Below are 21,695 nucleotides of genomic sequence, written 5' to 3' on the forward strand. Positions count from 1 at the left end.
TCGGCATAGCCGTAGGACCTTTCGGACAGCTCTGAAAAGCCGCATACCTCTCTGACAGGTAGACGAATCGATCTACCGATATCCGGAGAGGTTTCCATGCATCGTCGCTCGCTGCTCGCCCTATCGTCCGCACTTACCCTAGCGTGGCCCGCGCTCGCCGCGGCGCAGACTGTCGACCCGCAGGGCGCGCAGACCAGCAATCAGGGTACACCCGCTGACCCGCAGGTCGATACGCGTGCCGGCAACGCCCCTGCAGCCTCCGACATCGTCGTTACCGCACGCCGTCGTGAAGAACGGTTGCAGGACGTGCCGATCGCCGTCACCGCAATTTCAGGTGACGCGATAAAGCAGCAGCAGCTGGTCGTCGTCCGCGACGTGGCCGCCTATACGCCGGGTCTCAACATCAATTCGGATTCGGTCGGTCGTGCGTTCGTGTCGATCCGCGGCGTCGGCACTACGCTGATCGACACGGTACAGCCAGGCGTCGGCATTTTCATCGACGGCATCTATCAGCCGAACACAACCTATCTCAATTCGCCGCTGGTCGATGTCGCCCGCGTCGAAGTGCTGCGTGGACCACAAGGAACTCTGTTCGGCAACAACACTCTGGGCGGCGCGATCAACGTCGTCACCCGCCAGCCATCGAACGAGTGGCAGGGTCGTGTTGACGGTGCGCTGGCCACCGGCGACAATTACGCATCCGCGTCGGGCAGCATATCGGGGCCGATCGTCAAGGACGTGCTCCAGTTCCGTATCGGGGCGGCCTATCACAAGGAGGACGGCTTCCAGCGCAACCTGCTCGCAGGCGGCGACCAGAACCCACTCGAGACGAAAAGCATCAACGGCACGATCCGCTTCGTCCCCGCGAACTGGGCGCGCTTCACGGTGAACGGCGGATACGACCGCGTGTTCGGCGGCTCCACGCCCTATTTCAATGTGCGCGGCCCTCGCGACTATTCGCTCGACGGCCGCAGCAACCAGCGCAGCCTGGGCACGATCGATTACTACGCCGCCAATGTGAAGGGCGAGTTCGACGTCGACAGCATCAATACGACGATCACCGCAATCGGCGCGTACAACCAGAGTGATACGAAGGGCGCGGGGGACGCCGACTACAGCCCGATCGACTTCTTCCGCTCGACCGTCAGCCGCACGCTAAAGACCCGCACCGGCGAGGTCCGCTTCGATACGAAGTGGAGCGAGAATTTCTCTACGCTGGTCGGTGCCTTCTATGCGCGCTCGACAACGGATGCCACGACCACGACGACGGTGGTGCCCGCCAACCTGACCGTACCCGGCACCGCGACGTCGGAGAATGAGAACATCGCCGGTTTCGCCACCGGCTTCCTCAAGCTCGGCGATGGCCTCGATCTGACGGTGGGGATCCGCTACGACCACCAGAAGCTCGATGCGTCGACCGCCGGCCTTGCAGCCGCCTACAAGGCGAACGAGTGGCAGCCCCGCGCCACCCTGTCCAAGCGCTGGAACCCGCAGTTCATGACGTATGCCTCGGTAGCCCGCGGCGTACGTGGCGGCGGTCAGAACGGCCCCGGCGCGCCCAACCTCACCTATCGCGGGGACAGCGTCTGGACCTACGAAGTCGGTTCGAAGGCGAGCGCGTTCAACGGTCGACTGACCGCCAACGTCGCGGCATTCTACAACGACTACAAGAACTTCATCGGGGCCAACGCCCTCGCCCCGTCGACCATTCTCAATCCCGCCACCGGCCAGCCCGTCGGCTTCGTGGCGATCAACCTCAACTCGGGCAACGTCGAAAGCTATGGTGCGGAGGCGGAATTGTCGTTCAACGTCAGCGATGCCTGGCGCGTCTACGCCAATGCGACGCTGCTCCATGCCCGGGTAACCGATTCTAGCCAGTTCACCGCGGTGACCGGCTATGCCTATCCGGGCGATCGCATCCTGTTCGTTCCCGACGCGAACTATTCGATCGGCACCAACTTACGCGTGCCATTCCACCGCGACCAGGCGATCGTGTTCGACGCGAACGTCGTTGCGAAGGGTGAGCGCACGGGCGGCTCGCTCGACGCGGCGTCGGTGCCGGTGCTGGAGGCCTATCATCTCGTGAATGGATCGGTGTCGTGGCAGGCCGGACCGCTTGAAGTCGCGGCCTTCGCGACCAACCTGTTCAACGAGAAGTACATCGAGACCTATCTCGATGCCTCGCTACTGCGGCGTGCCGGGTTGCCGGCCCCCCTCGTGTCGAACCTTGCTATCCAATCGCCGCGTCGGCGTATCGGCATCCGTGGCACGGTACGATTCTGATGAAGCACATGCCAACGCCCCCCCGCCCGCCGCTCGACGAGGCGTTCGTCGCGGCACTTCGCCAGCGTTTCGGCGACGCGCTGGCATTGGGCGAGGGCATCCGTCGCCAGCACGGCACGAGCGAAGCGCATTTCGCCGAGGCCTTGCCCGACGCGGTCGTCTTTGCCGCCTCGACCGAGGAAGTCGCCGACTGCGTGCGGCTGTGCACCGCGGCGGGCGTGCCGATCGTACCGTTCGGCGCGGGTACGTCGATCGAGGGCAATGCGCTTGCGGTTCTCGGCGGGGTAAGCGTCAACCTGTCGCGGATGGACGCGATCCTCGCCATCAACGCCGACGATTTCGATTGCGTCGTCCAGGCGGGCGTGCGGCGCGAGGAACTGAATGCGCACCTGCGTGACACCGGGCTGTTCTTTCCGATCGATCCCGGTGCCAACGCGACGATCGGCGGGATGGCCTCGACCCGCGCGAGCGGCACCAATGCGGTCCGCTACGGCACGATGCGCGAGGCAGTGCTCGCACTGACCGTCGTGACGGCGGACGGCAACGTCATTCGCACCGCGACGCGGGCGCGCAAGTCGGCTGCGGGCTATGACCTTACGCGCCTGTTCGTCGGCTCCGAGGGCACGCTAGGCATCATCACCGAGATCAGCCTGCGCCTCCATCCGATACCCGAACAGATCATGTCCGCGGTCTGCGGGTTCGAGTCTCTGCAAGGGGCGGTCGATACCGTCGTCCAGGCGATCCAGTGCGGCGTACCGCTCGCTCGCGTCGAGATCCTCGACGACAAGCAGATGGCGGCGGTCAATCGCTGGTCCAAACTCGAATATCCCGAAGTCACGACGCTGTTTTTTGAATTCCACGGCTCACCCGCGGGCGTCGCCGAACAGGTCGAAACCGTTGCCGCACTCGCCGACGCGAACGGCGGCGGGGCGTTCAAATGGTCGAACCAGCCCGAGGAACGCGCCAAGCTATGGAAGGCGCGACACGAGGCCTATTACGCCGCGGTCAACGTGCGGGCTGGCGCGGTCGGCTGGACCACCGACGTGTGTGTGCCGATCAGCCGCCTGCCCGAGTGTATCCTGGCAACGCGCGCCGACATCGATGCAGGCACTGTCCCCGCTGCGATCCTGGGTCATGTCGGCGACGGCAATTTCCACGTGATCTTCTCGATCGACCCCACCGCCCCGCACGAGTTCGAGGAGGTGGAAGCGATCAACCGCCGCTTGGTCGAACGGGCAATCGCGATGGACGGCACCTGCACCGGCGAGCACGGCATTGGCATCGGCAAGCAGGACTGGCTCGTCGCTGAACTGGGCGATGCGGTCGATCTGATGCGCACGATCAAACGCGCACTGGACCCGCTGAACCTCATGAACCCGGGCAAGATCTTCACGCTGTGACCGGTAGCGCACGTACCCAACGGAGTATTCGATGACCAGCCTGCCCCTAGTCGATCCCGAGCTTCGCCCGCTGCTCGACGCGTGGCCTACCGTAACGCTCACGCCAGAGTCGCTGGCGGCCCTGCGCGCGCGCGCATTGCCCCTCCCGCCCGCCCCGGACGGCGGTGTGGATTTGGAGCGGCACCGGATTGCGGGGCCCGCTGACGCGCCTGACGTCTCGTTGCACGTCTACCGTCCCCGCGACACGAGGGGCCTGCTGGGCTGCATCTATCATATCCATGGCGGCGGCTATGTCGGTGGCGCCGCCAAGGAACTGGAGTTCGTCCATCGTCCGCTCGCCGCCGCACTGAACTGCGTCATCGTATCGGTCGACTACCGGCTGGCGCCCGAAACGGTCTTCCCCGGCGCAATCGAGGATTGTTATGCGGGTTTGGTCTGGACGGTCACGAACGCCGACGACCTCGGTATCGACGTGGCGCGGATCGGCGTGATGGGCGAGAGCGCGGGCGGCGGCCTGGCCGCGGCGCTTGCGCTCATGTCGCGCGACCGGGGCGGACCTGCCCTTGCCTTCCAGCATCTGACCTATCCGATGATCGACGATCGCACCGGCTTGGGCGAACCGCACGCGCATGCCGGAGAGTTCATCTGGACACCGCACAACAACCGGTTCGGCTGGACCGCGCTACTCGGTCATGAGCCCGGCGACGACAGCGTGTCCCCCTACGCCGCTGCTGCGCGCGCGACCAATCTCGCTGGACTGCCGCCAACGTTCATCATGACAGCCGCGCTCGATCTCTTCGTCGATGAGGATATAACCTATGCGCGTCGCTTGATCGCAGCCGGCGTCCCGACCGAGCTCCACGTCCACCCTGGTGCGTTCCATGGCTTCGACCTGCTACCGGGTGCTGGCGTCGCCGACCGCGCGCAGGCGATGCGGATCGAAGCGCTGCGCCGGGCGCTCCGCTGATGACGACGCCAATGACTGCCCCCCCGGCGACCGGTTTCGGCCGCGCTCTGCCGTCGCTGCTCGCGCTGACCCTCGCGATGACGATTGGCTTTGCGATGATGGGATCGTTCGCGACGGTGCAGGAAAGCGTAAAAGCCGAGTTGCGGCTGACCGACACGATGCTCGCGCTGATCCAAGGGGCAAGTGCGGCACTGGCACTGGTGGTGTGCTCGATCCCCGTCGGTATCCTGGTCGATCGCGTCAATCGTGTTCGGTTGATGATCGGGCTTGCACTGGTCTGGACACTTGGCACAGCACTGACTGCGGTGGCGACAGGCACGGTGATGCTGTTCGCCGCCCGCGTGTTGACCGCGACCGGCACGACAGGCGCACTGACCGCGGCGTTGTCGCTGACAGCCGACCTGTGCGCCCCTGCCCAACGCGGCCGCGCAATGTTGATCGTCAACCTCGGCAAGATCGCGGGCATCGCAGGCGCTTTCGCGCTCGGCGGGTGGCTGTTCGGCCGTTTTGCCAGCGGCGCGATGCCGGTATTCTCAGGGCTTTCTCCTTGGCGGGGCACGCATGCGGTGTTGGCCATGCTCAGCCTCGTGATGATCGTGCCACTGCTGTTGCTCCGCGAGCCGGCACGTCGCGAGGTTGCCGCAAGCATTCGGGCACCGTTCGGGGTGTTGGTCGGCGAACTCTGGTCGCGCCGAAGGCTCCTGATCCCCCTATTCGTCGGTCAGGTCGCCGTCGTGATGGCCGACAACGCGGCGCTCGTCTGGGCTGCGCCGGTGCTTTCGCGCCATTTTGGCCTCCAGCCGGGCGATTTTGCCGGATGGATGGGAGCCTTGATCCTGGTCAGCGGACTCGCTGGCACGGTGCTAGGCGGTTTCGCCGCGGACATCGGGCAGAAGAGTGATGTCCGTGGGGGGTTGCTGATCGGCGCGCTAGCTGCCGCCGCGCTCGGTGTCCCCGCCGCGCTGTTTCCGGTCGGCCCGACAGTCACCTGGTTTGCGATCGCGCTCGGCACGCTGACGTTGTGTGGTGCGGTGACGGGGTTGATTACATCGGTGGCGTTGACCGTCCTCATCCCCAACGAGCTGCGCGGCTTGTGCATCGGCGCGTTCATCGCGATCGCTGGCCTGATCGGTTTCGGCATTGCCCCATCACTGGTGACGTGGACTAGCAGCTTGCTTGGTGGCGAGGCACGTCTCGGCACCGCGCTTGCCATCGTCGGAGTCGCGACGAGCCTGTTGTCGGTCGTTGCATTCCTGATCGCAATTCGTACCGCGCCCCTATCTGCAGTCGCAGACCTATCAGATAGCGATTGACGACGTTTCAGAAAGGTGCAGTATGCTCGCAACCTCAACGGAGGAGAGGATCATGACGGCCACCCCAAAACGGCGGATCGACGTTTCGCCTGAAATGCTCTCGTTCATCGGACGCGGACCTATCGCGCCCGATGCATGGAGCGACGACGCAGTCGTCCTTCGCTTCAGTCTGGGCGATGACGGGACGGCCGCGACGATGAGCCACGCTACCGGATCGGATCACGAGGCGGTTGTCGTACTTGCGGTCGCCGCGACTGCGTGTGAGCGTATCTTCGGTGCGCTTCCCGGCCCTCGCGCCATATGGCACCTGCCGACCGAGCTGCGCACGCTGGTGCTCTCGCTGCGCGATTGCCCGTTGCCCGAGCCGGCGCGCGATACGCTGTGCCTCGCCAAGAGCATCGAATTGCTCTGTGCTAGCTTCGCCTGCCTGCACGAGGGTGCATTGATATCGGCTGATGGCGCCGGCGACCTGTCCGAACGCGACGCGCGCCGTCTCGCCGCAGCACGGCAGCTGATCGACGATCGCTGGCAGGAAAAACTGACGCTCGATACGGTCGCGCGTGCCTGTGGTCTCAATCGCGCAAAGCTCACCCGCGGCTTCCGCCAGATGTTCGGCTCGAGCGTCGCTGACGCGATCTCCGACAAGCGTTTGTCTGGTGCGCGCGGCATGTTGCTGGCGACCGATTTGCCGGTATCTGCGATCGGGTATCGCTGCGGCTATCGGAACAATGCAAGCTTCACCCGCGCATTCGCGCGCCGCTTTGGCGTGCCGCCCACACGCCTCCGCGCGTTGCAGCTCGCGGCATGAAGATGATGGATCGTCCGAAGGAAGGCGGCTCGCTGGTTGATCGCGCGGTACGATGCGTACGCGATCACATGCGCGATCAAGATATGAAGGTCGGTGACACGCTTCCGGGCGAGGGCCAGTTTGCTACCGAGCTTGGCGTCAGCCGCGCGGTGATGCGCGAGGCGTTCGGCGCGCTGGCGGCACTGCGTCTGATCGACGTCGCCAACGGGCGACGTGCGCGGGTAGGCGCGATCGACGGATCGGTGATGGGAACCTCGATCGACCATGCGGTAGCAACGGCACAGGTATCGGTCGCCGAAGTCTGGGACGTCCGCCGAACGCTCGAGCTACGCACTGCCGAACTCGCCGCTCGCGACCGCAGCGACGCCGACGCCGCCATCATACGAACCGCCGCGCAAGCGATGGCCTCCGCAACCAACATCGCTGATATAACCCGCCACGACATCGTCTTTCATCAGGCGATCGCCCGCGCGAGTGGCAACGCGTTGTTTCTACAGGTCGTCCGATCGTTCGAACCGATGATGACCATTGCGATACCGGCAGCTTGGGAAACTCGCCACACGGAAGAAGCGCGATCGATTGTGCTAAAGCGCCATGTGGAGATCGCGTTCGCGATAGGCGACCGCGACGCTATCGCGGCAAACGCCCTGATGGATGCGCATTTCGATCAGTCGATCGGCGCCGTACTCTAGGGGTGCAACCCCGACGACAGATCGCCCTTCCCGTTTGGACCGCTCGTGTTCGTTGGCACGGTCGCATTTGGTGGTGAGCGCCAAGACCGATTCGTCGCCTGCGTGGGCACGTTCCGCTAGCAGCAAGCGACTTCAGGCTTACTCTGTTCAGGGTTAGACATGACGCGATTAGACCGTACGAACAACGTCGCCGATTTGCGCCTGATGGCCCGCCGACGACTGCCGAGGCCGATCTTCGACTATATCGATGGCGGCGCGGACGATGAGAGATCGCTGCGCCGGAACATCACTGCCTTCGCGGACTACGAACTGATTCCCGACGTGCTCAACGACGTGTCGGAAATCCGGACGGAAACCAAGATCTTCGGGCAACCTTCGCGCTGGCCGCTCATGCTATCGCCGACCGGCCTAACGCGCATGTTTCATGGTCATGCCGAGCTTGCCGTAGCCCGCGCGGCGGCACGTCACGGCCTTCTTTACAGCCTCTCGACGATGGGCACGACGCGATTGGAGGATCTCGCGCAAGCCTTTGCCGGGCCGAAGGTTTTCCAGATCTATATCTTCAAAGATCGCGGCCTGACCGCCGAGTTCGTGGCGCGCTGTCGGGATGCGGGCTTCCACGGACTTACCCTGACAGTGGATACGCCGGTCGCCGGCAATCGGGAACGCGACCGGGTCAGCGGCCTTTCCCTGCCCCCAAAACTGACGCTCCGGTCGTTGCTCAGCTTCGCACTCCACCCCTCCTGGTCCATCCCAGCGCTCGCCGGGTCGAAGTTCGACCTCGCGAACGTCAGTCACAAGGTCGATGCGCTGTCATCGGGACCGATGAGTTTGTTCGACTATATCGGCGGCCAGTTCGACCGCTCGGTTGGCTGGCGCGAGGTCGAATGGCTTGCCCGCGAATGGAACGGGCCGCTTGCGATCAAGGGTGTGATGACCCCCGATGACGCACGTCGCTCGATTACCTCGGGAGCAACCGGCGTCATGATCTCTAACCACGGCGGGCGTCAGTTGGACGGTGCACCCGCACCAATCGATCAGATCGAGGCGGTGCGAAACGCCATTGGCGACGCACCGGACGTGATCTGTGACGGTGGTATCAGGCGGGGCTCGGACGTGGTCAAGGCGCTTGCCCTGGGAGCGACGGCCTGCTCGATCGGGCGCCCGTATCTATATGGCTTGGCCGCGGGCGGTGAGCAGGGCGTCGATCGCTTGCTCACGCTCCTGAGACAAGAGTTTGAGCGCACTTTGACGCTCGCAGGGATCAACGACATTGCGTCCATATCCCCTCGCCATATCCGCCATCGAACAAGCGGGCCGGCTTGGTCGAAGGCGGCGGCAAGCACGTAGAAGGGGCTGATTTGCGGCAGGAAGCGCCCATTGAGCACCTAGCGTACTGCCGCAGCCCCGTGCTGGACCGCATGAACGGATGGCCGGTTACGGCGAACGCTGTTCGAAAGCGGCCGGTTGTAGTCTGATCCCGATTCCACCGTTAAGTAGTGTCAGCATCGCTATCGAAGGCACATGCTACTAGGTGCGGCGCGGCAGGAACGGTGATGCCCCACCAAGATTGAGCTACTAGACGCATCGATCGAGCGCGCCTTTGGTTTGGACCCGCATGGTCGCACGACCTACCAAGATCCCCGACACGGCCGCATGCGAAAGCGGACCAGGCGATCGAGGGGATGCACGTTATGACGACCATGAGCCCGACCGAGATGGCGCAGCGCCTTGGTGGCGGATTGCTGTCGTTTCCCGTCACGCATTTCGATGCCGATGGCGCATTCGTCGAGGACGCGTATCGCAAGCATTGCGCATGGATGCTCGAACACGAGCTGTCCGGCCTGTTCGCGGCCGGCGGCACGGGCGAGTTCTTCTCGCTGACGCCAGCTGAAGTCGCGCAGGTCGTCGGCGCCGCGGTGGCCGAAGCCGGCGGGCGTCTGCCGGTGATCTCGGGCTGCGGCTACGGCACCGCGATCGCCACCGGGATTGCGCGCGATGCGGAGAAGGCCGGCGCGGACGGCCTGTTGTTGCTTCCACCCTATCTGGTCGGATCGAAGCAGGAAGGACTTGCCGCGCATGTCGACGCGGTCTGCAAGGCGACGGGGCTCGGCGTGATCGTCTACAACCGCGACAATGCGATCCTCGACGACGAGACGCTCGCCGGACTGTGCGACCGCAATCCCAACCTCGTCGGCTTCAAGGACGGCGTCGGCGACATCGAGCTGATGACGCGCGTCTACGCGCGGATGGGCGACCGGCTGACCTATATCGGAGGCCTGCCGACCGCCGAGACGTTCGCGACGCCGTATCTGACGATGGGCGTGACGACCTATTCGTCGGCGATCTTCAACTTCCTGCCCGAATGGGCGCTGGCGTTCTACAAGGCCGTGCGCGCCGACGACCGGATCGAGGTGCTGAACCAGCTCCGCGATTTCGTGCTGCCGTACATCACGCTGCGCAACCAGGGCCGCGGCTATGCGGTGTCGATCGTCAAGGCGGGCATGCGCGTCGTCGGGCGCGATGCCGGGCCGGTGCGCTCGCCGCTGACCGATCTGTCCGCAGCCGAGGACGAGCGGCTCCGCGTGCTGATCGAGAAGGTTGCCCCTGCTGCTCTCGCCAAGGCGGCGTGACAGCGGGCGAAAACCAACGGATAGTGCGGCGATGATGTTCGAACTGAGCCAGCTTCGCTGCTTCGTCGCCGCCGCCGAGGAACTCCATTTCGGGCGCGCGGCCCAGCGCCTGAACATGACGCAATCGCCGCTCAGCCGACAGATCCAGCTGCTCGAGCGGATCCTCGACGTGACGCTGCTCGAGCGCACCAGCCGGCAGGTGAGCCTGACCCCCGCCGGTCGCGTGTTCCTGATCGAGGCGCGGCGGATCGTCCGGCTGTCGGAGAGTGCGGCGCTGTCGGCGCGGCGCGTGGCGAAGGGCGATGCGGGACGCGTCGCGATCGGCTTCACCGCCGTGTCGGGGTATAATCTGGTGCCGCAGATCGTCGCGCAAGCGAGAGCAAGCCTGCCCAATATCGACCTCGAACTGCGCGAGATGGTGACGACCGATCAGGTCGATGCGTTGCTGACCGGGCTGATCGACATCGGCTTCGTACGGCCGCCGCTCGATCGTCACGAGTTCGACACCGTCTGCGTACAGGTCGAGCCGCTGGTCGTCGCGCTGCCCGCAGGGGATCCGCGACAGGCGAAGGCGGTGCTCGAACTGGGTGATTTCGATGGCCTGCCGCTGATCATGTATGCGCGGCAGGGCGCGGGGTATTTCCACCAGATGCTTATCGGGCTGTTCGACGCGGCCGGCGTGTCGCCGCACTATGTCCAGCACGTGACGCAGATCCATTCGATGCTGGGGCTCGTCCATGCGGGGCTGGCCGCAGCGATCGTGCCTGAATCCGCATCGGGGCTGCACATGAACGACGTGCAGTTCCGCCGGCTGGCGACCGACCCCGAGAAGCCGGTCGAGCTGCACATGGCGTGGCGGCGGGACAACAGTAACCCGGCGCTGGAGCCGATGCGGCGACTGTGCGCCGAGACCGCGGCGTGATCGACCGGCGCGCGGTGCTCGCCGGGCTCGCGGCGACACCGGCGCTGGTCGCGGCGCGCGTACCGGCGAGCCCCGTCGCGACGACGCGATACGGGCGGGTGCGTGGGACAGTCGACCGCGACGTGGTGGTCTTTCGCGGGGTGCGCTACGGCGCGGATACGCGGACGCGGCGGTTTGCGCGTGCGGTGCCGTCGACGCCGTGGACCGATATTGCCGACGCGACGCGCTACGGCGCGGCCTCGCCCCAGACCAAGGCGGCTGAGCCGACCAGCGAGGATTGCCTGTTCCTCAACATCTGGACGCCGGCGCTCGACGCAGCGCGACGGCCGGTCATGATCTATATCCACGGCGGCGCGCATTCGCACGGGTCGGGGTCCGATCCGCTGTATGATGGCGGCAGTCTGGTGCGGCGCGGCGACGTCGTGGTCGTTACCTTGAACCACCGGCTGGCGGCGCTCGGCTACGCGTATCTCGCGCAGCTCGGCGGGCCGGCGGAGTCGGGCAATGTCGGCAATCTCGACATCGTCCTCGCACTGGAATGGGTGCGCGACAACATCGCGGCGTTCGGCGGCGATCCGGGGCGGGTGATGCTGTTCGGCCAGTCGGGTGGTGGCGCCAAGATCGTGACGCTGATGGCGATGGCGAAGGCGCGCCCGCTGTTCCATGCCGCCGCGACGATGAGCGGCCAGCACGTTACGGCGGCGGGGCCGAACCACGCGACGATCCGGTCGCGGGCGTTCATGGCGAAGGCCGGCGCGGGCGACTTTGCGGCACTAAACGCGCTGCCGATCGAGCGGCTGGTCGAGGCGATGGCGACGACCGATCCGATCGAGGGCAAGGGCGAGATCAGCTTTACCTCGACGTTCGATCACCATGTGCTGACGCGTCATCCGTTCTTTCCCGACGCCCCGCGCGAGGCTGCGCATATCCCGCTGATCGTCGGCAATACGCATGACGAGACCGGGTTGTGGATCGGCGAGATCCTGAAGCGCGGCGACACGAGTTGGGGCAACCTACCGGCGCGGTTGGTGCGGGAGATGACCAAGGACCTCGCGCCCGATCACGTCATCGCGCGCTACCGCGACCTCTATCCCGATAGGACGCCGGGGCAGATTCTGCTGGCGGCGTCGACCGCGGGTCGGTCGTGGCCCGGGCATCTGATCCAGGCGGAGGAACGCGCGAAGATCGGTGCGCCGACCTGGATGTATCAGCTCGACTTTCCTTCGCCGGAAGCAGGCGGCGTGCTTGGCGCGTTCCATTCGCTCGATATCGGACTGGTGTTCGACAATACGCGGGAGCCTAGCGCGCGGACGGGTGACGGCGCCGAAGTGCGGCGGCTTGCCGGGAGGATGGCGGATGCGTTCATTGCGATGGCGCGGACCGGCGATCCGAACTGTGCGAGCGTGCCGGCCTGGCGGCATTACGACCTGGCGCGGCGGTCGACGATGATCTTCGATCGGGCATTGCGGATCGAAGACGACCCCCGGCGCGAGGAACGCCTGCTGTTCGCGGTCGCGCCGTATATCAAGCCTGGCGGCTAGCGGTCCCACGGAAAGGTGAGCGTCGGGCGGTTGGCGTAGCGGCGCATGCGCAGGCTCAAGCGCGCACCGGCGCCGGGCTCGAGCCGGATCGTGAACGCCGCGCCGGCGACGTCGGTCGTGCGGCCGTCGATCGTCACGGCGGCTATCCGGTGCTCGGCATAGGCGCCGCCTTGCACCACCACCGTCCGCGGCTGGCTAATGCTCAGGTTCACCAGCGTCACCTCGGTCGTCGTGTCGCCCAGCGTATGCACCAGCGCAGCGACGTCTTCGGGCACGCCAGCACGTTTGCGGTCCGCATCGAAATAGCGGAGCCGGCAGTGGAGCGGGACGCCGCCTTGCGCTGGCGAGGTCTTCGACCAGGGCGGGCGGGCGATGTGCAGGCCGCCGGTCATCAGTTGGACGAGGCTGGTGACGTTGGCCGGGTTGATGTCGATCGGCCAGTCGGCAAGCCGAGTTTCCGGCGTTGTCGGATCAGACACGCGCGCAGCGACCCGGTCGGCGACCGCCTTCAGGTCGGCGCGCAACGCGGTTACGGCGTAGCTCGGGTTCGAACCTTCCAGGAAGCTGACCCACGGATGATCGCCGGCAGCCGCGCGATCGGCCGGCGCTTGCGACATGTACCAGATTTCGAAGCCGTTGGTCTTGAACGGACCGGGCTGCCAGCCATACCAGCCGTCCGCGCCGTGCATCGTCGGAGTCGACAGGACACCACCTATCGTCTTAGCCTGCGCATTGATCCGCGCGGTCTGGCGGCGCCAGACGTCGATATACCGCTGGTCGCCGGACAGCAGCGTGCCGGTCATGAACGCGGTGACCGAGCGGGGGACGCGGTTGCGGTTCTCGCGCTTGCCGGTCTGCGGTACGATCGGCGAGAAGCCCCAGCCATACACGCCACTCCACCAGTCGCGCGGGACGATACCGTCCAGACCGACGCGGCTGGGGATGATGTCGCCGTTCGCTTTTGCCCGGTCGACCCACGCGTCGAGATAGTCGAGCGCCCAGGTCCGGTATCGATCCCCTGCCCCCAGCGCGTACGCGTTGAGCCCTAGCGTCGTCGCCTGCAGGTTGAGCGGATTGTCGCCGACGACGTCGCCATAGTCGGCATAATGCGCGAGCGTCTGCGCGTAGGTCGTCTCGCCATGTTCCATGTGGAAGCGTTCGCCGGCCGCGAACGGATCGCCTGCCCAGTCGAGTTCGGTCGCGCGGCGCAGCATCGGCCCGCGGCTCCCGTTCATCAGGCTGCGCATGATCCGCAGCTTCGGATCGTAGTTGCGCGTGGTCGGATCGCGGCCAGTGTAGAAATCGGCGTAGCGGCGCGTGCGCTCGATCAGTTTCAGGTCGCGCGGGCCGGACAGCCCCATCATGTCGAAGGTCGTCAGCCCTTCCGCGTTATGCTGCCAGTCCATCTGGACGGGAAACTCGCGGAAATACATGCCCTTGAGAGCGATCGGCACGTCGACCGTGCGCGCTGCGGTGAACTGCTTGAGGTGACCCTCCCACGCCCGTGCGTACAGGTCGCGGATACGATCGGGACCGCCCAGCGCGTGGAGGATCGCCCAATCGTTCGTTGCTTCCGCCGCATCGTCGGGACCGTCGTTCGCACCCCAGCGCTCGAACACGCGCAGCCAGCCGCGACTGTCGACATACTTTGCGTAGAACGCTTCGCAGGCTTCGGCATTGGCGGCGAGCAATCGGCGTTGCAGGACTGCCCATTCCGGCGCTGCCATAGGCGTTTTAACCCGCAACGTCGCTGGCGCAGCACGAGCGGCTGTGGGCAATGTGGCGAGCGCGGCCGCGGCACCCCCGAGCAGCGTACGGCGATCGACGGTCATGCGGCCAGCTCGACACGGCGGATAGGACCGACGATCACCAGGAACGAAAAGATCGTCAGCAGGCAATGCGCGCCGACGAACACCAGCGCCCAATCAAACGAGCCCGTAGCACCGACGATAAACCCAATGACGATCGGCGTGACGATCCCGGCGACGTTGCCGAACATGTTGAACACCCCGCTGGTCAACCCGGCGAGCTGCTTCGGCGCGACGTCCGACATCACCGCCCAGCCGAGCGACGCGACGCCCTTTCCGAAGAACGCGACCGCCATCAGCGTGACGACCAGCCACTCCGCCTCGACGAACACGCAGGCGATGATCAGCGTCGCCAGCAGCATCCCGAACACCAGCGGCACCTTCCGCGCGATGTCGATCGAGCCGGTGCGCTTGAGCAGCAGGTCGGACGTGTAGCCGCCGACTAGTCCTCCGACGAAGCCGCACAGCGCTGGTGCGGCGGCGGCAAAGCCGGCCTCCATGATGTTCAACCCGCGCTCCTTCACGAGGTAGATCGGGAACCAGGTGACGAAGAAATAGGTCAGCACGTTGATGCAATACTGGCCGAGATAGATGCCGAGCAGCATCCGGTTCGCGAGCAGCTGGCGCAGGTTCGTCCACGAAAAGGCCTGCGGGCGATTGGCGGCGTCCTCCATCCGGATCAGCCCGCCGCCAGCCTCGATATGCGCGAGTTCGGCGGCGTTGATCTTCGGATGGCGGACCGGGCTGTGGATGTAGCGGACGAACAGCGCAGTCGCGATCAGGCCGATCGCGCCCATCACCCAGAATACCGCGCGCCAGCCATAGCTGTGTACCAGCCAGCCCATCAGCGGTGCGAATGCGACGAGCGAGAAATACTGCGCCGAATTGAAGATCGCCGACGCCGTGCCCCGCTCGGCGCCGGGAAACCAGGCGGCGACAAGGCGGGCATTGCCAGGAAAGGACGGGGCTTCTGCGAGGCCGACGAGGAAGCGCAACGCGAACAACATAGCGACGGCGGACACGCCCGCGATCAAGCCGGTCAGCCCCTGTGTGGCCGTGAACAGCGACCAGGCCAGGATCGCGCCGGCATAGACGCGCTTGGTGCCGAACTTGTCGAGCAGCAGCCCGCCAGGGATCTGCGCGAGGACATAGGCCCAGGCGAACGCGGACAGGATGAAGCCGGTCTGCACCGACGACAGCCCGAGCTCGGTCGATGCCGCAGAGCCCGCGATCGAGAAGGTCGCACGGTCGGCGTAGTTGATCGACGTGATCAGAAAAATCAGCGCGATCACGCGGTAGCGCACCGCGGTCGGGCGCTCGGCCACGCCCCCTGCAACCGCATCTCTAGCGGGGGCTGCTGCGGCGATCGTCATGCTTCGCTCTCCTGTCCGGCACTCGATCTGCGCGAGTGTTCGGGTCCGGTGTATCGAGCGGAAGGCGGACGGTCCAAGTCCTAAAACGGGTTGATCCAGTCAGGCCGGGACTTGATCGGATACCGGGAGCGAGATGCCGATGCCGGATCAGTGCACCGTTCGCATCGATCGATGTCGGAATGAGATTGGCTTAGGCGACAGCACCCGGCCTAACACAGATTGCGACAGACCGGCTCCAACGAAGCCGGCAGCGGGCACATCGTGCCGGAGTTAGGGGAGTGAGTATGACCGGGATCCGTAGCTTCAAATCCGTGTTGGCGATGTCGAGCGCGATCGTCGCCTGCTCGCTAGCGACGATGGGCCACGCCCAGAGCGTGCCGGAAACGACCGCGCAGAAGGAAGCGCGCGCCGCTGGCAATACCACCGATACCGACACGCCTCCCGCCTCCCCCGCCCTGCCGCCCGAGCAGACCGTGACCGACGCGCCGCTCGCAGCGGATGTGCCCGATATCGTCGTCACCGGGTTTCGCGCGAGCCTCAACAGCGCGATCAACATCAAGCGCACGCAGACCGCGACCGTCGACGTGATCAAGGCGGAGGACATCGCGGAATTCCCCGATCTCAACCTCGCGGAGTCCTTGCAGCGCATCCCCGGCGTGTCGATCAGCCGCGTCAACGGCGAGGGCCGGAACATCTCGGTTCGCGGTCTCGGTCCCGATTACACGCGCGTCCGGATCAACGGCATGGAAGCGATCGGCACCACCGGCGGCACCGACAATTCGGGCGGGGTGAACCGTGGCCGCGGGTTCGATTTCAACATCTTCTCGTCCGACCTGTTCAACAGCATCGCAGTCCGCAAGACCGCGACCGCCGATGTCGAGGAAGGCTCGCTGGGCGGCACCGTCGACCTGCAGTCGTCGCGCCCGTTCGACTACAAGAAGGCGACCGCGGTCGTCTCGGCGAGTGCGAGCTACAACGATCTGCGCGAGAAGGTGACGCCGAAGATCTCGGGACTCATCACCAAGACCACGGACGATGGCCGGTTCGGCGTGCTGCTGTCGGTCGCGTACGAAGAGCGTGCGATCAAGGAGGAAGGCGCAAACATCACCCGCTGGACCTATGGCGGGTTCAATGCCGGGTTCAACGCGGCGTCGCGGCTGCCGGGCTACACACTCGCACAGATCAACGATCCGAACCCCGCAACCGGGTTGTACCATCCGCGCATCCCCGGCTTGGTAAGCTACGACATTTTCCAGAAGCGGCTTGGCGCAGCGGGATCAGTCCAGTTCCAGCCGACACCCAAGACGCTGATCTCGCTCGACGCACTGTATTCGCGGCTCGACGGGACGCGCAAGGAATCGCAGCTGCAGGCGATCAGCTTTAGTCGGTCCGGGACGGGCAAGCCGCAGACGATCATCCGCGACGGCGTGGTCGATGGTGACAACAACATCATCAGCGGCACGTTCGACAACGTCGATCTGCGCACTCAGTCGCGCTACGACAAGCTGGTCACCGATTTCTACCAGGTGACCGGCACGCTCGACCAGAAATTCGGCGAGAACTTCAAGATCGGTGCGGTCGTCGGTTATGCGGACTCGAAGTTCAGCAACCCGATCCAGTCGACCGTCACGATCGATGCCGCCAATACGCCGAACTTCTTCTACGATTTCCGCACCCGGTTTCCGACCATCAGGCCGGGCGTCGACCTTACGAACCCGAACACCTTCGCCTTCGTCAACGGCACGTCGGAAGTTCGCATCCGCCCGCAGACCGTCAGCAACAGCTTCACCAACGCCAAGACGTTTGCCGAATGGACCGTCAATCCCTTGTTGAAGCTGAAGGTGGGCGTCGACTGGCGCCGGTTCGACTACAGCTCGACCGAGCAGCGGCGCCTGTCGGGAGAGTCCGTTGTGCAGACGCTGACGCCCGCGCAACTCGCGGCGGCAACGACGCTTTTCTCTGGCTTCGGCAAGGGCCTCGATACGCCTGACGGCACGCCGACCGCCTGGATCGTGCCCGATATCAACAAGTTCGCCGAACTCTACGGGATTTATTCCAACGCGCTCTACGCCACCGGCGGCGTAACCAACGCGAGTGCCCGCGGATCGTACATCACGGTGCGCGAAGACGATATCGGCGGCTGGGGCATGGCGGAGTTCAACTTCGCCGATCGCGGCCTGCCGATCCGCGGCGATGTCGGCGTCCGCTACGCCAACACCGACCAGCGCTCGACCGGCTATGCAGGACAGGGCGCCGCAACGAACCTGGTCGTCGCAGACCGCAGCTATCATCGCTGGCTGCCATCGGGGAACCTGGTGATGGACGTCACCGAGACGTTGCTGGTCCGCTTCGCCGCGGCCAAGACGCTCGCGCGCGCCGGCATCTCGGCGATCGCACCGGGCGGCAACCTCAGCGTTTCCGGCGGCAACCGCACGTTCAGCAGCGGCAACCCCGATCTAAAGCCGACGGAATCGGACAATCTCGACGTCTCGGTCGAATGGTATCCAACGCGAGGCGCGATCTACGCGGTCTCGGCGTTCCAGAAGGACATCGGCACGTTCGTCCAGTCGCTCAGCACCACCGTCCCGTTCAGCAGCCTGGGCCTGCCGGACTCGCTCCTGGCCGGCACGAGCGCATCGCCGACCGACCTCTTTATCGTCAGCCAACCGGTCAATTCGAGCGGCGGCCGGCTCAAGGGCTTCGAGGTGAACGTGCAACAGCCCTTCAGCTTCCTACCGGGCTTCCTGTCCAACTTCGGCGTGCTGGCGAACTACACGCACGTGACGTCAAACATCCGGTACCTGACGTCCGCGACCGGCGGTGCGTCGGTGATCGCGCCGTTGATCGGGCTTTCGAAGCACGCCGCCAACGGCACGCTGTATTTCGAGACCGCGAAATTCCAGATTCGCGGGTCGATCGCCTATCGCTCGCGCTATCTCACCGCCGTACCCGGCACCGAGGGGAATTCGTATAACGGCACGAGCGGCACCACCAACGTCGACGCGCAGATGTCGTACAATTTGACCGACAACCTCAAGTTCAGCATCGAGGCGATCAACCTTACCGACCAGGTCAACGACCAGTTCGTCGACGAGTCCAACCGCCTTAATGTGCTGACGCATAGTGGGCGTCAGTTCACGGCGGGAATGCGCTTCTCGTTCTGATAGTCCGACGATGCCACGCGGATTGTGGCAACTTGCGATTTAGGGAGCTTCATGTTGGTACGGCGGGTCTCGACATTCCGGTCACGACGCCAAATCAGAACAGGAGATGCGCATGACCTATAATCGCCGCGAGACCTTCGGACTGGCATTGGCGGGAGGTGCGGTGGCGTTCGTTCCGCCTACTCCGGCGGTGGCGGAACCTCCCAAGCCAGAGGCATGCGTGCCGCGGTTCGACGACGGTTGGCGGCGCGGCTTCGAAGGTCAGCGCGTGGCCGACCTCGGCGATGGCCGCTTCCTCAATCCGTTGATCGCGGGCGACCATCCCGATCCTGCCATCCTGAAGGACGGCGCCGATTATTACATGACCTTCTCCAGCTTCGATTCCTATCCGGGGCTGACGATCTGGCACAGTCGCGACCTGGTGAACTGGCAACCGCGCAAAGCCGCGCTGACGAAGAACATCGGCTCGGTCTGGGCGGTCAGCCTCGAGAAGCACGACGGCCGATACTTCCTGTATATCCCGGTCAAGGCCAAGCCGAACGCGATCCACGTCATCTGGGCCGATCATATCGACGGCCCCTGGTCCGATCCGATCGACCTCGGGCTGCCCGACCATATCGATCCCTGCCACGCGGTCGGCGAGGACGGATCGCGCTGGCTGTTCCTGTCGGGCGGCGACCGGATCCGCCTAGCCGCCGACGGCCTGTCGACGGTCGGCAAGGTCGAGCATGTCTACGATCCGTGGCGCTATCCCGACACTTGGGACGTCGAGGGCTTCAGTCCCGAAGGACCGAAGATCGTCCGCCACGGGGGCTGGTTCTACATGATCACCGCGGTCGGGGGCACCGCCGGGCCACCGACCGGCCACATGGTGATCGTCGCCCGGTCGCGCTCGATCCACGGCCCCTGGACCAACGATCCCGCCAACCCGGTGGTGCGAACCGTGAGTACCGACGAGAAATGGTGGTCGCGCGGTCATGCCAGCCTCGTCGAGGCTCCCGACGGCAGCTGGTGGTCGATCTATCACGGTTTCGAGAACGGCTATTGGACGCTCGGCCGGCAGGCGCTGCTCGATCCGATCCGCTGGACCGCCGAGGGCTGGTTCGCGATGACCGGCGGGGATTTGTCGAAGCCCTTGGCCAAGCCAAAAGGCGGCGCCGCCCTGCCCCATGGCCAACCGCTTTCCGACGACTTCCGCACGTTGCAAATCGGCAGCAAGTGGAATTTCTTTCGTCCGGGCCCCGCCGAACGCGACCGGGTGCGGGTCGAAGGCGGTGCATTGATTCTGAAGGCCAGCGGCACCGCACCGGTCGACTCGTCGCCGCTGATGCTGATCGCCGGCGACCAGGCCTATCGGTTCGAATGCGATATCGAGATCGAAGCGGGCGGGACAGCTGGCCTCGTGCTGTTCTACGACGACAAGTTGTATTGCGGCCTAGGCTTCGACGAGCACCGGTTCGTCACGCATCAATATGGCAACGAGCGCGGGAGACCCGCCAATCCGCACGGACGCCGCATGCGGATCCGGATCACGAATACTCGCCATATCGTCGCGATCCATACAAGCGGCGATGCTGGCAAGAGCTGGCAACGCTTCGACCGTGGCATAGAGGTGTCGGGCTATCACCACAATGTCCGCGGTGGGTTCCTGATGCTGCGTCCCGGCCTGTATTCGGCGGGTAGCGGCGCGGCACGCTTTCGCGACTTTCGATACGAGGCACTCTAACGGCGACGCGCTTCCTTACCCAAGCCCTTGCGCGCGCGACCATTCTTGGAACAGCATCGGCCATGACGCTGCTGGTTTGCCGACCGCCCTGCTCAAGCCGAAGCCGTGCCCCCCAGTCGCGAACAGGTGCGTTTCCACCTCCACGCCGGCCTTTATCGCAGCCGCTCGAAACGCCAGCGTATTGTCGACGGCGACGCTTTTGTCGTCTTCCGCGTGGACGAGGAAACAAGGCGGCGTCGCCGACGTCACGTTGGAGGCCGTAGAATGCGCGCGCTCCAAAGCGGGCGTCGGCGAGGGCCCAAGCAGCAGCGTCCGTGACCCGGGATGGGCAAGCGGCAACGTCATCGATTGCACCGCATACATCAGCGCCGCGACATCGGGCCGTGCGCTGCCTCGATCTGCGGCGTCGATCCAAGTGTAAGTTTGCTGCGCGAACCGCGTCGCCAGGTCACCGCAGACATGACCGCCCGCCGAAAATCCCATCGCCGCGACGCGATCGGGCTTGATCCCGTACGACCCGGCACGGGCGCGGATCAGCCGCATGGCACGCTGCGCATCGGCCAAGGCGACGTCTGGGCCAGCCGCCCAGCCATCGCCGGGCAACCGGTAGAACAGCACGAACACCGTCCACCCACGATCCGCCAGCCACCGTGCGATCTCGTACCCCTCGCGGTCGACGACGATCCGGACATAGCCGCCGCCCGGCATCACCAGTATCGCCGATCCGTTCGGCTTGGCCGGACGAAACACGACCATGCGGGGACGGGCGATGCCGTGGACGGCGCGATCGGTCATGCCGGCACCCGTCGCCCGATCCTCGACGACCTCGACCGGTAAGTTCGTCGGCGCGCCCGGTGCTCCAGCCGGCCAGAGATCGATCGTTTCGGTCGGGTCGGGCAATTTCGGCACGCGACCGCCGGTCTGCGCGGGTGGCGGCGTCTGTGCTTCGACACTCCTCGACAGCCCGACCGCCAGCGTTCCCAGGATTGCACTCCGACGATCGATCATACGCATGGGCCCATCAAAAAAAAATGGGCGCACTCCGCGAAGAATGCGCCCGAGGAG

General features: G+C 65.2%; 15 protein-coding genes. 12 read left to right on the forward strand and 3 right to left on the reverse strand.

Features of this window, described 5'->3' with window-relative positions; translation table 11 throughout:
* Window positions 1–96: 96 nt before the first annotated feature.
* The 10 genes from BM244_RS05975 (at window position 97) to BM244_RS06020 (ending at window position 12,559) form a co-directional block, all read left to right on the forward strand.
* A complete protein-coding gene (locus BM244_RS05975; protein ID WP_093397958.1) occupies window positions 97–2,283 on the forward strand; it encodes a TonB-dependent receptor in 2,187 nt (728 codons plus the stop codon).
* A gap of 8 nt (window positions 2,284–2,291) precedes the next feature.
* Window positions 2,292–3,683 carry an FAD-binding oxidoreductase gene (locus tag BM244_RS05980; protein WP_254784284.1) on the forward strand — a complete coding sequence of 464 codons (1,392 nt, stop codon included), beginning with the start codon at window positions 2,292–2,294 and terminating at the stop codon, window positions 3,681–3,683.
* A 31-nt stretch (window positions 3,684–3,714) separates the two neighbouring features.
* Complete coding sequence (locus BM244_RS05985) at window positions 3,715–4,650, forward strand: alpha/beta hydrolase (protein ID WP_093397960.1); 936 nt, start codon at window positions 3,715–3,717, stop codon at window positions 4,648–4,650.
* Window positions 4,650–5,963 (forward strand): MFS transporter, encoded by a 1,314-nt coding sequence (locus BM244_RS05990; protein ID WP_254784285.1) that lies wholly within the window; start codon window positions 4,650–4,652, stop codon window positions 5,961–5,963. Before BM244_RS05985 ends, BM244_RS05990 begins: the two co-directional genes overlap by 1 nt.
* Before the next feature lie 52 nt (window positions 5,964–6,015).
* On the forward strand, window positions 6,016–6,771 hold the full coding sequence (locus BM244_RS05995; RefSeq protein WP_093398166.1) for a helix-turn-helix domain-containing protein: 756 nt from the start codon (window positions 6,016–6,018) through the stop codon (window positions 6,769–6,771).
* Between the two features lie 5 nt (window positions 6,772–6,776).
* A complete protein-coding gene (locus BM244_RS06000) occupies window positions 6,777–7,463 on the forward strand; it encodes a FadR/GntR family transcriptional regulator (RefSeq protein WP_302847255.1) in 687 nt (228 codons plus the stop codon).
* Window positions 7,464–7,667: 204 nt separating this feature from the next.
* Window positions 7,668–8,813, forward strand: a complete 1,146-nt coding sequence (locus BM244_RS06005) for an alpha-hydroxy acid oxidase (RefSeq protein WP_254784315.1) — start codon at window positions 7,668–7,670, stop codon at window positions 8,811–8,813.
* A gap of 344 nt (window positions 8,814–9,157) precedes the next feature.
* A complete protein-coding gene (gene kdgD / locus BM244_RS06010; RefSeq protein ID WP_093397963.1) occupies window positions 9,158–10,096 on the forward strand; it encodes a 5-dehydro-4-deoxyglucarate dehydratase in 939 nt (312 codons plus the stop codon).
* A gap of 31 nt (window positions 10,097–10,127) precedes the next feature.
* Complete coding sequence (locus BM244_RS06015) at window positions 10,128–11,018, forward strand: LysR substrate-binding domain-containing protein (protein WP_254784287.1); 891 nt, start codon at window positions 10,128–10,130, stop codon at window positions 11,016–11,018.
* Entirely contained in the window at window positions 10,997–12,559 is a 1,563-nt protein-coding gene (locus BM244_RS06020) for a carboxylesterase/lipase family protein (protein WP_093397964.1), read from the forward strand. The genes BM244_RS06015 and BM244_RS06020 overlap by 22 nt, the downstream gene beginning before the upstream one ends.
* Here the strand turns inward: BM244_RS06020 and BM244_RS06025 are convergent.
* Together BM244_RS06025 and BM244_RS06030 are read right to left on the reverse strand one after the other, a co-directional pair.
* A complete protein-coding gene (locus BM244_RS06025) occupies window positions 12,556–14,391 on the reverse strand; it encodes a DUF8034 domain-containing protein (RefSeq protein ID WP_093397965.1) in 1,836 nt (611 codons plus the stop codon). The genes BM244_RS06020 and BM244_RS06025 overlap by 4 nt on opposite strands.
* A complete protein-coding gene (locus BM244_RS06030) occupies window positions 14,388–15,740 on the reverse strand; it encodes an MFS transporter (protein WP_093397966.1) in 1,353 nt (450 codons plus the stop codon). The genes BM244_RS06025 and BM244_RS06030 overlap by 4 nt, the downstream gene beginning before the upstream one ends.
* 284 nt (window positions 15,741–16,024) lie before the next feature.
* On the opposite strand from BM244_RS06030, the gene BM244_RS06035 reads away from it, so the two are divergent.
* Both BM244_RS06035 and BM244_RS06040 read left to right on the forward strand, forming a co-directional pair.
* Window positions 16,025–18,904 carry a TonB-dependent receptor gene (locus tag BM244_RS06035; RefSeq protein WP_093397967.1) on the forward strand — a complete coding sequence of 960 codons (2,880 nt, stop codon included), beginning with the start codon at window positions 16,025–16,027 and terminating at the stop codon, window positions 18,902–18,904.
* 112 nt (window positions 18,905–19,016) lie between these two features.
* Window positions 19,017–20,630 carry a family 43 glycosylhydrolase gene (locus BM244_RS06040; RefSeq protein WP_093398168.1) on the forward strand — a complete coding sequence of 538 codons (1,614 nt, stop codon included), beginning with the start codon at window positions 19,017–19,019 and terminating at the stop codon, window positions 20,628–20,630.
* A gap of 15 nt (window positions 20,631–20,645) precedes the next feature.
* Here BM244_RS06040 and BM244_RS06045 read toward each other — a convergent pair whose 3' ends face one another.
* A complete protein-coding gene (locus tag BM244_RS06045; RefSeq protein ID WP_093397968.1) occupies window positions 20,646–21,638 on the reverse strand; it encodes an alpha/beta hydrolase in 993 nt (330 codons plus the stop codon).
* Window positions 21,639–21,695 lie beyond the last annotated feature (57 nt).

It is taken from the genome of Sphingomonas sp. OK281, assembly GCF_900115295.1.
Taxonomy (GTDB): domain Bacteria; phylum Pseudomonadota; class Alphaproteobacteria; order Sphingomonadales; family Sphingomonadaceae; genus Sphingomonas.

Coding starts and splice junctions, on each gene's coding strand:
- BM244_RS05975 (WP_093397958.1), top strand. CDS start 97: ATGCATCGTCGCTCGCTGCTCGCCCTATCGTCCGCACTTACCCTAGCG.
- BM244_RS05980 (WP_254784284.1), top strand. CDS start 2,292: ATGCCAACGCCCCCCCGCCCGCCGCTCGACGAGGCGTTCGTCGCGGCA.
- BM244_RS05985 (WP_093397960.1), top strand. CDS start 3,715: ATGACCAGCCTGCCCCTAGTCGATCCCGAGCTTCGCCCGCTGCTCGAC.
- BM244_RS05990 (WP_254784285.1), top strand. CDS start 4,650: ATGACGACGCCAATGACTGCCCCCCCGGCGACCGGTTTCGGCCGCGCT.
- BM244_RS05995 (WP_093398166.1), top strand. CDS start 6,016: ATGACGGCCACCCCAAAACGGCGGATCGACGTTTCGCCTGAAATGCTC.
- BM244_RS06000 (WP_302847255.1), top strand. CDS start 6,777: ATGGATCGTCCGAAGGAAGGCGGCTCGCTGGTTGATCGCGCGGTACGA.
- BM244_RS06005 (WP_254784315.1), top strand. CDS start 7,668: ATGGCCCGCCGACGACTGCCGAGGCCGATCTTCGACTATATCGATGGC.
- kdgD (WP_093397963.1), top strand. CDS start 9,158: ATGACGACCATGAGCCCGACCGAGATGGCGCAGCGCCTTGGTGGCGGA.
- BM244_RS06015 (WP_254784287.1), top strand. CDS start 10,128: ATGATGTTCGAACTGAGCCAGCTTCGCTGCTTCGTCGCCGCCGCCGAG.
- BM244_RS06025 (WP_093397965.1), bottom strand. CDS start 14,391: ATGACCGTCGATCGCCGTACGCTGCTCGGGGGTGCCGCGGCCGCGCTC.
- BM244_RS06030 (WP_093397966.1), bottom strand. CDS start 15,740: ATGACGATCGCCGCAGCAGCCCCCGCTAGAGATGCGGTTGCAGGGGGC.
- BM244_RS06035 (WP_093397967.1), top strand. CDS start 16,025: ATGACCGGGATCCGTAGCTTCAAATCCGTGTTGGCGATGTCGAGCGCG.
- BM244_RS06040 (WP_093398168.1), top strand. CDS start 19,017: ATGACCTATAATCGCCGCGAGACCTTCGGACTGGCATTGGCGGGAGGT.
- BM244_RS06045 (WP_093397968.1), bottom strand. CDS start 21,638: ATGATCGATCGTCGGAGTGCAATCCTGGGAACGCTGGCGGTCGGGCTG.